12 protein-coding genes are annotated in these 14,299 nt (G+C 68.0%); all 12 read left to right on the top strand.

Features of this window, described 5'->3' with window-relative positions; genetic code table 11:
- The first annotated feature begins 151 nt into the window (after nucleotides 1-151).
- Nucleotides 152-1,891 carry an ABC transporter substrate-binding protein gene (locus NQ151_RS03600; protein WP_257508560.1) on the top strand — a complete coding sequence of 580 codons (1,740 nt, stop codon included), beginning with the start codon at nucleotides 152-154 and terminating at the stop codon, nucleotides 1,889-1,891.
- Nucleotides 1,892-1,983: 92 nt separating this feature from the next.
- Nucleotides 1,984-3,504 carry an ABC transporter permease gene (locus NQ151_RS03595; RefSeq protein WP_257527039.1) on the top strand — a complete coding sequence of 507 codons (1,521 nt, stop codon included), beginning with the start codon at nucleotides 1,984-1,986 and terminating at the stop codon, nucleotides 3,502-3,504.
- Nucleotides 3,501-4,553, top strand: coding sequence for an ABC transporter permease (locus NQ151_RS03590; protein WP_257508562.1), 1,053 nt, complete (start codon nucleotides 3,501-3,503; stop codon nucleotides 4,551-4,553). The genes NQ151_RS03595 and NQ151_RS03590 overlap by 4 nt, the downstream gene beginning before the upstream one ends.
- 5 nt (nucleotides 4,554-4,558) lie before the next feature.
- Entirely contained in the window at nucleotides 4,559-6,253 is a 1,695-nt protein-coding gene (locus tag NQ151_RS03585; protein WP_257527814.1) for an ABC transporter ATP-binding protein, read from the top strand.
- A gap of 109 nt (nucleotides 6,254-6,362) precedes the next feature.
- Entirely contained in the window at nucleotides 6,363-8,273 is a 1,911-nt protein-coding gene (gene typA, locus NQ151_RS03580) for a translational GTPase TypA (RefSeq protein WP_257508563.1), read from the top strand.
- 25 nt (nucleotides 8,274-8,298) lie between these two features.
- Nucleotides 8,299-9,024, top strand: a complete 726-nt coding sequence (locus tag NQ151_RS03575; protein WP_257527038.1) for an AzlC family ABC transporter permease — start codon at nucleotides 8,299-8,301, stop codon at nucleotides 9,022-9,024.
- Nucleotides 9,021-9,335, top strand: a complete 315-nt coding sequence (locus tag NQ151_RS03570) for an AzlD domain-containing protein (protein WP_257508565.1) — start codon at nucleotides 9,021-9,023, stop codon at nucleotides 9,333-9,335. The genes NQ151_RS03575 and NQ151_RS03570 overlap by 4 nt, the downstream gene beginning before the upstream one ends.
- A 21-nt stretch (nucleotides 9,336-9,356) precedes the next feature.
- Nucleotides 9,357-9,761 carry a DUF6113 family protein gene (locus NQ151_RS03565; protein WP_257508566.1) on the top strand — a complete coding sequence of 135 codons (405 nt, stop codon included), beginning with the start codon at nucleotides 9,357-9,359 and terminating at the stop codon, nucleotides 9,759-9,761.
- The gene (gene fdxA, locus NQ151_RS03560; RefSeq protein ID WP_257508567.1) at nucleotides 9,758-10,075 is read left to right on the top strand and encodes a ferredoxin; all 318 of its coding nucleotides are present in this window, start codon (nucleotides 9,758-9,760) and stop codon (nucleotides 10,073-10,075) included. Before NQ151_RS03565 ends, fdxA begins: the two co-directional genes overlap by 4 nt.
- 1 nt (nucleotide 10,076) lies before the next feature.
- Nucleotides 10,077-11,183, top strand: a complete 1,107-nt coding sequence (gene dapC, locus NQ151_RS03555) for a succinyldiaminopimelate transaminase (protein WP_257527037.1) — start codon at nucleotides 10,077-10,079, stop codon at nucleotides 11,181-11,183.
- A gap of 100 nt (nucleotides 11,184-11,283) precedes the next feature.
- Nucleotides 11,284-12,594 carry a citrate synthase gene (locus tag NQ151_RS03550; RefSeq protein ID WP_257508569.1) on the top strand — a complete coding sequence of 437 codons (1,311 nt, stop codon included), beginning with the start codon at nucleotides 11,284-11,286 and terminating at the stop codon, nucleotides 12,592-12,594.
- Between the two features lie 98 nt (nucleotides 12,595-12,692).
- On the top strand, nucleotides 12,693-14,297 hold the full coding sequence (locus NQ151_RS03545) for an L-lactate permease (protein WP_257508570.1): 1,605 nt from the start codon (nucleotides 12,693-12,695) through the stop codon (nucleotides 14,295-14,297).
- Nucleotides 14,298-14,299: the final 2 nt, after the last annotated feature.

The raw sequence follows: 14,299 nt of genomic DNA, 5'->3' as shown, positions 1-14,299 counted from the left end.
GGTCACAGGCGAGTTAACGGTTTGTAACTATTTACGTGTCAGTTATGCGTCACCTCTGAGGTGCCAATAGGTTCGCTATCAACGTCTGGGATGAACGTTGGTCGAAGCCGGCCGCATCGCCCCCCTTGCACACAACGAAGTAGGAGAAAAAATGCGTTCACGTCGAACCCTTATCGCCGGGGCCGCCATCGGCGTCACCGCCCTGGCGCTCACAGCCTGTGCGCCGCCAGCCGATGACGGCAACGGCGCGGAGACCGAGCCCACTGGGTCGGCGTCGATCTCGGTGTCGGTCGGGCCGAACGACTTCATCAGCTACAACGGGTTCACGCCCGAGACGTACAGCACGTACAACTCGTCGATCGTCGACCAGCTGAAGACCGGCTTCACGTTCTTCGGTCCGGACGGCACGGTCGAGGCCAACACCGACCTCGGCTCCTACGAGCTGATCTCCGAGGACCCGCTGACGGTGGAGTACACCATCGCCGAGGATGCCGCCTGGTCCGATGGCACCCCGATCACTGTCGCCGACGCCGTGCTGGCGTGGGGCGTGCAGAACACCAACCTCGCCGGTGCCGACGGCCCGCTGTTCAACTCGGTCTCGGCCGATCTGGGCGACGAGGTGCCCGAGGGCCCCCAGGGCGATGCGGACGGCAAGCAGTTCACCGTCGAGTTCGCCGTGAAGAACCCGGACTGGCAGATCCAGACGTGGATGCTCGACCCCGCGCACGTGGTGGCAGAGCAGTCCGGTCTGTCGACCGAAGAGCTCGTCGAGGCGATCCTCGGCGGCGACAGCGAGGCGCTCGCCCCCGTGGCCGAGTTCTGGAACACCGGCTGGTTCACCAACCCCGGCGAGCTCCCCGACGAGGCTCTGATGCCCTCCTCCGGCCCCTACAAGCTCTCGTCGTGGGATGCCGGTCAGTCCGTCACCCTCGTGGCGAACGAGGAGTACTACGGCGAGCAGCTCGCGCCGCAGAACGCCGAGCTCGTCTTCCGCTTCGTCGGCCAGGACGCCATGGTTCAGGCGCTGGACAACGGTGACCTCGACGTCATCGCCCCGCAGCCGACCGTTGACACGCTCGCGCAGCTGGAGCAGCTCGGCGATGCCGCCAACATCCTCACGGGCTCGACGCTGACGTGGGAGCACCTCGACTTCAACTTCATCGAGGGGTCCCTCTTCGCCGACAACCTGGAGCTGCGCCGCGCGTTCGCCATGTGCGTCCCGCGTGAGCAGATCGTCGAGAACCTCATCCGGCCGATCAACTCCGAGGCGGTCGTGATGAACGCCCGCGAGGTCTTCCCCTTCCAGGACACCTACCAGGAGGTCCTGGACGCGTCCTACACCGGTGAATACGACGAGCCGAACATCGAAGAGGCCGCGAGCATCGTCGCCGCGCAGGGCGCCACGGGCGCTGAGGTCCGCATCGGATACTCCGCACCCAACCCGCGCCGTGCCGACGAGGTCGCACTGATCAAGTCGTCGTGCGACCAGGCCGGCTTCAACATCGTCGACGCGGGCAGCGAGGACTTCTTCGCCCCGGGCGGCACGCAGGAGCGCGGTGACTACGAAGTCGCACTGTTCGCTTGGGCAGGCTCCGGTCAGATCGCCTCGGGCGAGAACATCTACGCCACCGACAAGCCGCAGAACTACGGCGGGTACTCCAACGCAGAGGTCGACGCAGCCTGGGCGACGCTCAAGGACAGCCTGGACCCCGCAGTGCACCTGGAGCAGACCAAGGTGATCGAAGAGCTCCTGTGGAACGACCTGTTCGGTCTCCCGATCTTCGCTCACCCCGGCGTGGACGCGGCGAGCTCGAGCGTCGACGGTGTCGAGCGGACCACGACCCAGAGCGGTATCTCCTGGAACGCCTACGCGTGGGCCAGCGCTGAGTAGTCAGCAATGAATCAGATGTGCGGGTCGGCCTGCGGCCGGCCCGCACATCTGTGTTCGCGACCGTCTGCGATTACCCGAAGGGAAGCACCTTTGTGCTGAAGTTCATTCTGCGGCGCCTCGTCCAGGCGTTCGGCGTCCTGCTGGGCGCCTCGGTCCTGGTGTATGTGCTCGTCATCAACGCCGGGGACCCGCTCGAAGACCTGCGCGAGAGCAACGCGAAAAACCGCGATTACCTGATCCAGCAGCGCACCGAGTTCATGGAACTCGATCTGCCGTGGTGGCAGCGCTATCTGTCCTGGCTGGGCGGAGTCAGTCGCTGCCTCATCGGGCAGTGCGATTTCGGCACCACTCGGGCGGGCGTCGATGTCGGCACGCTGCTCGGCCTGGCCGCCGCCTCGACCCTGCGGCTGGTGCTGCTGGCGACAGTGCTCGCCCTCATCATCGGCATCGCGATCGGCATCCTCACCGCCATCCGCCAGTACTCCGGCCTCGACTACGCCGTGACGTTCGGCACCTTCCTCTTCTTCTCGCTTCCGGTGTTCTGGGCCGCGGTGCTCCTGAAGGAGTATCTGGCCATCGGCTTCAACAACTGGTTGGAGGAACCCGCATTCACGCCGCTGCAGATCGGCCTGATAGCGGTGGTCCTCGGGTTCCTGATGCAGGTGCTCCTCGCGGGATCCGGCAAGAGGCGGGCGCTCACTTTCGCCGCCACGGCGGTGTTCTTCGCCGTCGCGCTGCCCGTACTGGCCGCGCTCGACCTGTTCCGCAACCCGCAGCTGGGCATGGTGGGCGTCGCCGTCCTCACATTCGGTGTCGCGCTGAGCGTCACCGCAATGACCGTGGGTCTGCGCAACCGGCAGGTGCTCACTCCCGCGCTCATCACGGCGGCGGTGGTCAGCATCATGCAGGTGGTGCTGTACAACGTCTTCGTCTACTACATGAACTGGGGCGTGCTCGTTCTCGGCGCCGTGCTCGCGGTCGCCCTTCCGTGGCTGCTCGGGCGGTTCATGGGCAAGCGCTATCGCACCCAGGCCATCCTCGCCGCCACGGTGACGGGCGTCGTCGGCGCGGGCCTGACGGTTCTCGACCACCTCTTCCGCGTGTGGCCGGGCTTCCTCGACCTCAAGCCTCGCCCGGTCTCCACCATCGGATCGCAGACGCCGAACTTCGGCGGGGGCTTCTGGGAGACGTTCCTGGACTACGGGACGCAGATGCTGCTTCCCACGCTGCTGCTGACGGTGATCTCCCTGGCCAGCTACAGCAGATACACGCGCACCTCGATGCTCGAAGTCAACCGGCAGGATTACATCCGAACCGCGCGGGCGAAGGGCGCACCCGAGCGCACCGTCATCTTCCGGCATGCGCTGCGCAACGCCCTCATCCCCATCGCGACGATCGCGGCCTTCGATTTCGCGGCCCTCATCGGCGGCGCGGTCATCACCGAGCGCGTCTTCGGCTGGAAGGGCATGGGAGACCTGTTCGCCGACGGCCTGGACCACGTCGATCCCGCACCCGTCATGGCGTTCTTCCTCATCACGGGCGGCGTGGCCGTGCTGTTCAACCTGATCGCCGATATTTCCTATGCCTACCTCGACCCGAGGATACGAGTATGAGCACCAACTCCGCACCCGACACCGACGCGATCTATGACCTCGCCGAAGCCGAGGACGCTGCCCTCGCCGCGAAACACACCAAGCCGCTCTCGCAGGGACGCCTGGTCCGGCGGAGGTTCCTCCGCCACCGCGCGGCACTCATCTCGGTCGGCGTTCTCATCCTCGTCGTCCTGCTCGCGTTCACCTCGATCGGCTTCGCCGGGATACCCGGGTGGTGGGGCAAGAGCTATCTCGCCGCCGGCGACGTCATCGACGGCGGTCGCCCGACGCTGAGTCTCATCCCGACGTGGCTCGGAGGGGAGGGCATCCGCTGGGGGGAGCACCCCTTCGGTCAGGACGGCACCGGCAAGGACTACTTCGCCCTGGTCATGGTGGGCACTCAGCGCTCCCTCATCATCGCGCTCGTCGTCGGCGTCGTCGCCACCACGATCGGCGCCGTCATGGGCGCCGTCGCGGGGTATTACCGCGGCTGGGTCGACAACGTGCTCATGCGCATCACGGACATCTTCATCGTCATCCCGCTCCTCGTGCTCGCTGCTGTCCTCGGGGCGATCGCCGGCAACGCCGGCGGAGGAATCTTCGCGCTGGCGCTGATGATCGGTCTGGTCTCCTGGACGGGGCTTGCCCGACTGGTGCGCGGCGAGGTGCTCTCGCTGCGGGAACGCGACTACGTCGCTGCCGCACGCTCGACCGGCGCCAGCTCTTTCCGCATCATCTTCAAGCACGTGATGCCGAACACGATCGGCATCATCCTCGTGAACGCGACGTTCGCGATCGGCGGCGCGATCCTGCTGGAGAGCTCGCTGAGCTTCCTCGGATTCGGCGTGCAGCCTCCCGAGACGTCGCTGGGGCTGCTGATCTCGCAGTATCAAGGCGCGTTCACGAACCGGCCGTGGCTGTTCTGGTGGCCGGGCATGATCATCCTGGTCATCGTGCTCGCCGTCAACTTCCTCGGGGACGGTCTGCGCGACGCGTTCGACCCGCGGCAGACCCGCAAGTGGAGCCGACGCAGTCTGCAACGGCTGCGCGAGGAGAAAGGACTGTCGTGACACACATGGACATGGACACGGCGGGCACGGGCGCTGCCCTGCGGCTCACGGATCTGCGGGTGGACTTCGCCGTCGAGGCGGGACTCGTCCGCGCCGTCAAGGGCGTGACCCTTGATCTGCAGCCGGGCGAAGTCGTCGCCATCGTGGGGGAATCCGGCTCGGGCAAGTCGGTGAGCTCGGCAGCGGCCATGGGGCTGCTCCCGGACAACGCCCTGATCTCCGGCTCCGCCCAGGTCGGCGGCACCGAAGTGGTCGGGATCGCGCCCGAGAAGATGCGCGCGATGCGTGCCACCGAGGTGGCGATGATCTTCCAGGAGCCGATGTCCGCGCTGAACCCCGTGCTGACGGTGGAGCGGCAGATGACCGAGGTGTTCGAGCTGCACGACGTCGCCTACGGTGACGAGGCGCGCCAGCGATCCGTCGAGTTGCTCCGGCGGGTCGGGATTCCCGACCCGGAGACCCGCATCGGACAGTACCCGCACCAGTTCTCCGGCGGCCAGCGGCAGCGCATCGTCATCGCGATGGCGATCGCGCTGAACCCGCGCGTCATCATCGCCGACGAGCCCACGACGGCGCTCGACGTGACGGTCCAGGCTGAGATCCTCGACCTGCTGCGATCGCTGAAGGACGACCTGGCCGCCGGCATCCTGCTGATCACCCACAACATGGGGGTCGTCGCGGACCTCGCCGATCGCGTCGTCGTGATGTATCAGGGCGAGATCGTGGAACAGGGCACCGTCGAGGACGTCCTCACGACGCCGCAGCACGCGTACACCCGCAAGCTTCTCGACGCCGTGCCGCGCCTGTCCGGACCGGGTGGGACCCTGACCGGCCCCATCCGCGAGATCCGGGAACGCACGCCCCCGGCGGACCGGGAGCCCGTGCTCGTCGCGAAGGACCTCGCGCTGGACTACACCATGCGCGGAAAGACGTTCCGCGCTGTCGAGGGCGTTTCCTTCGAGCTGGCCAAACGCGAGGTGCTGGGCGTGGTGGGGGAATCCGGGTCGGGCAAATCCACGATCGCGAAGGCCGTGCTCGGACTGCTCCCGGTGGCATCCGGCTCGCTTCAGGTGCGCGGCGCGGACCTGGCCAAGCTGCGGGGGCGGGCGGCCAAGGACGCGCGTCGCCAGATCGGCGCCGTCTTCCAGGACCCGGCGGCGTCGCTGAACCCCCGCTTCCCGATCGGCGACTGCATCATCGAGCCGATGGTCGTGCACCGCGTCGGCGACAAGCGTTCGCGCCTGGCGCGCGCCCGGGAACTCCTTGATGCCGTGCACCTTCCCACCGATGTCATCAACCGCTACCCGCACGAGCTCTCCGGTGGTCAGCGTCAACGGGTGTCCATCGCCCGGGCGCTCTCGCTGAAGCCGGAGCTGCTCATCGCGGACGAGCCGACCTCGGCTCTGGACGTGTCCGTGCAGGCGGCCGTGCTGGAGATGCTGCGCGAACTGCAGCGCGAGTTCGACTTCGCCTGCATGCTCGTGAGCCACGACCTGGCGGTCGTGGACATGCTCGCCGACCACGTGCTGGTGATGCAGAACGGTCGCGCGGTCGAGCAGGGTGAGACCAAGACGGTCCTGCACGACCCGCAGCACGAGTACACCAAACGATTGCTGGCCGCCTCACCCGTGCCTGACCCGGTCGAGCAGCGTGAGCGGCGTCTGGCGAGGCGAGCTCTGCTGGCCACCGTCGACGCTTGAGCCGACCACGCGGGGACTCCCAGCCCGCTTCCGGTATCCTGGAGTGTCGGCCCCTCGAGTTTCGGTGCGGGTCGCACCTCTTCTTTCCCTCTCCCCGCAAGGAACACTGATGGCGCACGCCCTCCGTCCGGACCTCCGTAATGTCGCTATCGTCGCGCACGTCGACCACGGCAAGACGACGCTCGTGGATGCGATGCTCCGCCAGACCGGCTCGTTCGGCTCGCATGAGCACATGGAAGAACGTGCCATGGACTCGAACGACCTCGAGCGCGAAAAGGGCATCACGATCCTCGCCAAGAACACGGCGATCACCTACAACGGCCTTCACACCGAAGTGCCGGTGACGATCAACGTCATCGACACCCCCGGCCACGCCGACTTCGGTGGCGAGGTCGAACGCGGCCTGTCGATGGTCGACGGTGTCGTGCTGCTGGTGGATGCCAGTGAGGGTCCGCTGCCGCAGACCCGCTTCGTGCTGCGCAAGGCGCTCGAGGCGAAGCTGCCGGTCATCCTGCTGGTCAACAAGACCGACCGCCCCGACGCCCGCATCGCGGAGGTCGAGGAAGAGGCGCACGACCTGCTCCTGGGGCTGGCGAGCGACCTCGTCGACGACGTGCCCGATCTCGACGTCGACGCGCTCCTGGACGTCCCCGTCGTCTACGCGAGCGGTCGCGCCGGCGCGGCATCCCTCAACCGGCCCGAGAACGGCAGCCTCCCCGACAACGACGACCTCGAGCCGCTGTTCGAGGCGATCCTGCAGCACGTGCCGGCGCCCGCCTACGACGACGAGGCACCGCTGCAGGCGTGGGTGACCAACCTCGACTCCTCGCCGTTCCTCGGCCGCCTCGCGCTGCTGCGCGTCTTCAACGGCACGCTGAAGAAGGGCCAGACGGTCGCGTGGGTGCGTGCCGACGGCACCACCAGCAACGCCCGCATCACCGAGTTGCTCAAGACCCGCGCCCTCGAGCGCTACCCGGCCGAATCCGCCGGCCCCGGCGACATCGTCGCCATCGCCGGTTTCCCGGACATCACGATCGGCGAGACCATCGCCGACCCCGACGACGTGCGCCCGCTGCCGCAGATCCACGTCGACGAGCCGGCGATCTCGATGACGATCGGCACGAACACGTCGCCCCTGGTCGGCAAGGTCAAGGGTCACAAGCTCACCGCGCGCATGGTCAAGGACCGCCTTGATCGCGAGCTCATCGGTAACGTCTCGCTGAAGGTCGTCGACATCGGCCGTCCCGACGCGTGGGAGGTGCAGGGCCGCGGCGAGCTGGCGCTGGCCATCCTGGTGGAGAACATGCGCCGCGAAGGCTTCGAGCTGACCGTCGGCAAGCCGCAGGTGGTCACCAAGAAGATCGACGGCAAGACGTACGAGCCGTTCGAGCACCTGACCGTCGATGCTCCCGAGGAGTACCTCGGCGCGATCACGCAGCTGCTGGCCTCGCGCAAGGGCCGCATGGAGAACATGGTCAACCACGGCACCGGCTGGGTGCGCATGGAGTTCGTCGTTCCCTCGCGCGGTCTCATCGGCTTCCGCACCGAGTTCCTGACCACGACCCGCGGCACCGGCATCGCGAACGCGATCTCGCACGGCTACGAGCCGTGGGCCGGTCACATCGTGACCCGTCAGAACGGTTCGATCGTCGCCGACCGCTCGGGTGTCGTCACGCCGTTCGCGATCATCGCGCTGCAGGAACGCATGTCGTTCTTCGTGCAGCCGACGCAGGAGGTCTACGAAGGCATGGTCATCGGCGAGAACTCGCGCGCCGACGACATGGACGTGAACATCACCAAGGAGAAGAAGCTCACCAACATGCGCTCCTCGACCTCGGACACGTTCGAGTCGATGACCCCGCCGCGCCAGCTGTCGCTGGAGGAGAGCCTCGAGTTCGCCCGCGACGACGAATGCGTAGAGGTCACGCCCGAGATCGTGCGTATCCGCAAGGTGAACCTCGACGCCAACGAGCGCGCACGTGCGACCTCGCGCCTCAAGCGCCAGGACGCCAGCGCCTGACACTGTGCCTCGCTAGCATCGACGGGTGAGTTTCGACCCGTCGCCGGCTGAGGCCGATGCCGACCGCCAGGCGCGGCGGGCGACACGCGAAGGGCTCGGGGTGGCTGTGGCCACCAGTGCTTACGGGGTGTCGTTCGGCGCGCTGGCGGTGGCGGCAGGCCTGGACATCTGGCAGACCTGCGTACTGAGCCTCGTGATGTTCACCGGCGGCTCGCAGTTCGCCTTCGTCGGCGTCATCGCCGCCGGCGGTGTGGCCGCAGCGCCGGCCGCGATCGCTTCGGCGGCGCTGCTGGGCGTGCGAAACGTCGCCTACGCGATGCGCATGGCCCCCGTGATCGGCGGGACGATCTGGCGGCGCGTCGCCGCGGCGCAGTTCACGATCGACGAATCCACGGCGGTCTCGCTGGCCCAGACGGCGCCCCGCGCCCGCACCCTCGGGTTCTGGGTGACCGGCATCGGCATCTACGTCGGGTGGAACCTCTCGACACTGCTCGGCGCGCTCCTGGGCGACCTGCTGGGAGACCCGAGGGCGTACGGGTTGGATGCCGCCGCCGCGGCGGCCTTTCTCGCGCTGCTGTGGCCGCGACTGCGGCAGCGTCAGGCGATCGTGGTCGGTGTGGCCGCGGCGGTCGTGGCGACCGTGCTGACGCCGGTGCTCATGCCCGGGATGCCGGTGCTGGTCGCCGCGGTCGTGGCGATCCTCGTCGGGGTGTTCAACTGGTTCGCGCCCGAGCGGGAGGGCCGGCCGTGACCCTGTGGCACGCGGTGCTGGTGGCATCCATCATCTGCGTCGCGCTGAAAGCGCTCGGCTACCTCATTCCGCCGAAGGTGCTGGAGGCGCCGCGCCCGGCACGGGTGGCCGATCTACTGACCGTCGCGCTGCTGGCCGCGCTGGTCGCGGTGCAGACCCTGGGCGTGGGGCAGGCGATCGTCATCGACGCCCGAGTGCCGGCAGTCCTGGTGGCGGCCGGCCTGCTGCTGGCGCGCGCCCCGTTCCTCATCGTCGTGGCGGCGGCCGCGCTCACCGCCGCGCTGCTGCGACTGTGGGGGTGGGCGGCGTAGGGCGCCGCCTAGACTGAAACGGTGGGATTTTCCTGGACTCGCGCGCTGACGTGGATCATCGCCCTCTTTGTGGGGCTCGTCTACGGCGCCGCCGGGACGGTCGCTCATGCGTTCATGCTCGGCTGGTTCCCGCTCGGGCTCATCCTGGCGATCATCGGTGTGGCTGCGCTGCTGTTGGCCGTGCGCCTGCTGACCGCCGATCGCTGGGCCGCGCTGGCAGCCGGCTTCGGCGCGATGATCGCGACCCTCGTCTTTTCCGGCGCCGGCCCCGGCGGGTCGATCATCGTGCCCGCCCCCGCTCCGGGGGAGTTCTCGGTGGGCATCGTCTGGACGATCGCGGTGCCGCTGCTGGTGGCCATCGTCGCGGCGTGGCCGGATCTGTCACGCCGTCCCGTTGCCGAGAGGTCGCCTAGACTGGGGGAGTGACGTATGTGATCGCCCTCCCGTGCGTCGATGTCAAGGATCGAGCCTGCATCGACGAGTGCCCTGTGGACTGCATCTACGAGGGCGAGAGGTCGTTGTACATCCACCCGGACGAATGCGTCGACTGCGGCGCCTGCGAACCGGTGTGCCCCGTCGAGGCGATCTACTACGAGGACGACCTTCCCGCGGAGTGGCACGACTACTACACCGCGAACGTGGAGTTCTTCCAGGACATCGGTTCTCCCGGCGGTGCAGCCAAGACCGGCGTCATCAAGCACGACCACCCGATCATCGCCGCGCTGCCGCCGCAGGCCTGACATGGCAGTCGCAGACCTCGCGGATTACCCGTGGGATGCCGTCGCGCCCTATGCCGCCACGGCGCGATCGCACCCGCGTGGGATCGTCGACCTGTCGATCGGTTCGCCCGTCGATCCCACTCCGCCGGTGGTCGCGGCGGCCCTCGCTGACGCGACCGACGCGCACGCCTACCCGCAGACGGCCGGAACGCCGCTGCTGCGGGAAGAGATCGTCCGTTGGTTCGCCCGTCGGCGCGGTGTGTCGGCGCTGACCCCCGACCATGTGCTGCCCACCATCGGCTCCAAAGAGCTGGTGGCGCTGCTGCCGCTGCTGCTGGGAATCGGCCCCGGCGATGTCGTCGTGCATCCCCGTGCCGCGTATCCCACCTACGAGGTGGGTGCGCGCCTGGTGGGCGCGACCCCCGTCGCCGCCGACGATCCCGCCCAATGGCCGGCCGCGACGCGGCTGGTGTGGCTCAACTCACCGGGGAACCCCGACGGCCGCGTGCTCGACCACGACGAGCTGCGCGCAGCGGTCGCCCGTGCCCGCGAGCTGGGCGCGGTGATCGCCAGCGACGAGTGCTACGCCGAGCTGGGCTGGGACGGCCGCTGGGCCGACGAGCCCGTGCCGAGCGTGCTGGATCCGCAGGTGGCAGGATCTGACCTCACCGGCCTGCTCGCGGTGTACTCGCTGAGCAAGCAGTCCAACCTCGCCGGGTACCGCGCCGCGTTCCTCGCGGGGGACCCGAGCCTGGTGGCGCGCCTGCTGACCGCGCGCAAGCACCTCGGGCTCATGCCACCCGCGCCGGTGCAGGCCGCCGCGGCTGCCGCTCTCGCCGACGACGCGCACGTCGCGGCGCAGAAGGAGCGCTACCGGCACCGCCGCGAGACGCTGCGTCCTGCCGTCGAGGCGGCCGGTTTCCGCATCGACCGCAGCGAGGGCGGTCTGTATCTGTGGGCCACCGAGGGCCGCGACGCCTGGGAGAGCATGGCCGCCCTCGCCGAGCGCGGCATCCTCGCCGGCCCCGGTCACTTCTACGGACCGCACTTCCCGCAGCACGTGCGGTTCTCGCTCACCGCGACCGATGAGCGCATCGACGAGGCGGCACGCCGGCTGACATCCTCGTAGGTTTCCTCCACCGGATCCCGAAATCCGTTGGGGTAGATCTGAGTAGGCTGCACCGCCCGTTAGGCTGTATTCACTGACAACCCGAGCGCAAGGAGGCTTCGTGAGCGACGCCAGCACCCAGCAGCCCACCGCCCCCCGGCCCGTTGCGACGGTCACGATCGGGGATCGCACCGCCGAGCTTCCCGTGCTGCGGGGCACCGACGGCACGTCCAGTGTCGATCTGTCGACCTTCACCAAGCAAACCGGTCACACGACGCTCGACTACGGGTTCGTCAACACCGCGGCCACCAAGTCCGCGATCACCTACATCGACGGCGACGAGGGCATCCTCCGCTACCGCGGGTACCCGATCGAGCAGCTCGCGAAGAACAGCACGTACCTCGAGGTCGCGTGGCTGCTGCTGTACGGCGAGCTTCCCACCGCCGACCAGCTCGGGGCCTTCGACGAGCGCATCCGCCGTCACACCCTGCTGCACGAGGACCTCAAGCGCTTCTTCTCGTCGCTGCCGCACACCGCGCACCCCATGTCGGTGCTCTCGTCGGCCACGGCGGCGCTGTCGACCTACTACGAGCACCAGTCCGACCCGAACAACCCCGAGCACGTCGAGTTGAACACGATCCGACTGCTGGCCAAGCTCCCCGTCATCGCGACGTACGCGCACAAGAAGAGCGTCGGGCAAGCGTTCTTGTACCCGGACAACTCGATGAGCTTCGTGGACAACTTCCTGCGCCTGAACTTCGGTGTGCTCAGCGAGCCGTACGAGATCAACCCCGTGATGTCGCGGGCGCTGGAGCGCCTGCTGATCCTGCACGAGGACCACGAGCAGAACGCGTCCACGTCGACCGTTCGCCTCGTCGGATCGACGGGGGCCAACCAGTTCTCGTCGATCTCGGCGGGCATCAACGCGCTGTACGGGCCGCTGCACGGCGGTGCCAACGAGGCGGTCCTGGACATGCTCGCTCGCATCCGCGACTCCGGCGAGAGCGTGCAGCGTTTCGTGGAACGCGTGAAGAACAAGGAAGACGGCGTGAAGCTGATGGGCTTCGGGCACCGGGTCTACAAGAACTACGACCCGCGCGCCAAGCTCGTGAAGGAATCCGCTGACGAGGTGCTCACCGAGCTGGGCGTGCACGACCCGCTGCTGGATCTCGCGAAGGAGCTCGAGGACATCGCGCTCAACGACGACTACTTCAAGGAGCGGCGCCTGTACCCCAACGTCGACTTCTACACCGGCGTGATCTACAAGGCGATGGGGTTCCCCACGCGCATGTTCACCGTGCTGTTCGCGATCGGCCGGCTGCCCGGCTGGCTGGCGCACTGGCAGGAGATGCAGAACGACCCGCAGACGAAGATCGGCCGCCCGCAGCAGCTGTACACCGGCGCCCCGCGTCGCGACTACCCGGGCGTCTGAGCCGCCCCGGACCGCCCGCAACGGGATGGGGTGACCACAGCGCTCGCGTCGCGTAACGTGAGCACGGCACGGACCCCGTCCTACCGGAGGCGTTCCATATGTGGCAGCAATCGACTGACCCTTTCGGGAGCCTCTGGCTCTCTGCCCTTGTCGCCGCGATTCCGATCGTGGTCTTCCTGGTGCTGCTGGTAGGGGTCAAGCTCAGCGGGCTGTATGCCGCTGCGATCGCTCTGGTTGTCGAGATCATCGTCGCGATGTGGGCGTTCGGGATGCCGGTGGATGTCGTCGCCGGCGCAGGCCTGATCGGGATCCTCAACGCCATCTGGCCGATCGCTTACATCATCGTGATGGCGGTGTGGCTGTACCGGCTGGCGGTGATCAGCGGCCGGTTCGACGTCATCCGCGCGTCCATCGGCGGCATCTCGCCGGATCAGCGCATCCAGGTGCTGCTCATCAGCTTCGCGTTCGGTGCGTTCTTGGAGGGTGCGGCGGGGTTCGGCGTGCCGATCGCGATCTGTGCCGCGCTGCTGGTGCAGCTGGGGTTCCGGCCCGTCAAGGCGGCCATGATCTCGCTCGTGGCCAATGCCGCCGCCGGTGCGTACGGTGCGATCGGCATCCCCGTGATCGTGGCGGCGCAGGTCACCGGCATCGACGTGATGATCCTGTCGAAGTCGATGGTGGTCATCCTGCAGCCGCTGACGCTGCTGATCCCGTTCCTGCTGGTGATGATCCTCGACGGATGGCGCGGGCTGAAGGAGACGTTGCCGGCGACCCTCGTGGTCACGATCGTGTTCAGCGGCATCCAGGCAGGTGTGCTGTGGTTCCTGGGGCCGGAGCTGGCCGACATCGGGGCGGGCCTGGGAGCGATGGTGGCCCTGTTCCTGCTCGGGCGGGTCTGGCAGCCCAAGCGGCAGTTCCGCGAGGACGGCGGCGCGGCGCCGACCATCGAGCACCATGGGCTGCGTAAGATCGCGGTGGCCTGGAGCCCGTTCTACATCCTCACCGCGTTCATCCTGGTGTGGAGCCTGCCGGCGTTCAAAGCGCTGTTCGCCGAGGGCGGCGCGCTGGCGTGGGCCGTGGTGAAGGTCCCCATCCCGGGGCTGACGAACGAGGTCACGTCCGCGGCGGGGTCGGTGGTGACCGCGACGTGGGACTTCACGCCGCTCAACGCGACCGGCACCGCGATCCTGCTGGCGGTGATCGTGTCGTTCTTCACGACGCCGAACCTGGATCGCCGTGCGTTCTTCGGCGAGTTCGCCGCCACGGTCCGGGCGCTGTGGCAGGCGCTGGCGCTCATCACGCTGATCCTGGCCCTGGCGAACATCGCCAACTACTCGGGGGGTTCCACCTCGATGGGATCGGCCCTGGCCGCGATGGGTGTGCTGGTGCCGCTGCTGGCGCCGATCATCGGCTGGATCGGGGTGTTCCTCACCGGCTCGGTCGTCAACAACAACACCCTGTTCGCCCCGCTCCAGGTCGCCACGGCGGAGGGGATCGGCGCCGACCCGGCGCTGCTGGTGGCCGGCAACACCGCCGGCGGCAACACCGCGAAGGTCATCTCGCCCCAGTCGATCGCGATCGCGGCCGGGGCCGTGGGGCTGTCCGGCCGCGAGAGCGAGATCCTGCGCGCGTCGATCCTCTACAGCTTCGGGATGCTCGTGGTCATCTGCCTGTGGAGCTTCACGCTGTACGTGGCGTTCTGACG

The organism is Microbacterium sp. zg-YB36 (assembly GCF_024623575.2).
Taxonomy (GTDB): domain Bacteria; phylum Actinomycetota; class Actinomycetes; order Actinomycetales; family Microbacteriaceae; genus Microbacterium.
This window is presented reverse-complemented; position numbering and strand designations above follow the sequence as displayed.

Bases quoted from the DNA above. Each gene is read 5' to 3' on its own strand.
- NQ151_RS03545 (WP_257508570.1), top strand. From the start codon at position 12,693: ATGTGGCAGCAATCGACTGACCCTTTCGGGAGCCTCTGGCTCTCTGCC.
- NQ151_RS03585 (WP_257527814.1), top strand. From the start codon at position 4,559: ATGGACATGGACACGGCGGGCACGGGCGCTGCCCTGCGGCTCACGGAT.
- NQ151_RS03590 (WP_257508562.1), top strand. From the start codon at position 3,501: ATGAGCACCAACTCCGCACCCGACACCGACGCGATCTATGACCTCGCC.
- NQ151_RS03600 (WP_257508560.1), top strand. From the start codon at position 152: ATGCGTTCACGTCGAACCCTTATCGCCGGGGCCGCCATCGGCGTCACC.
- typA (WP_257508563.1), top strand. From the start codon at position 6,363: ATGGCGCACGCCCTCCGTCCGGACCTCCGTAATGTCGCTATCGTCGCG.
- dapC (WP_257527037.1), top strand. From the start codon at position 10,077: ATGGCAGTCGCAGACCTCGCGGATTACCCGTGGGATGCCGTCGCGCCC.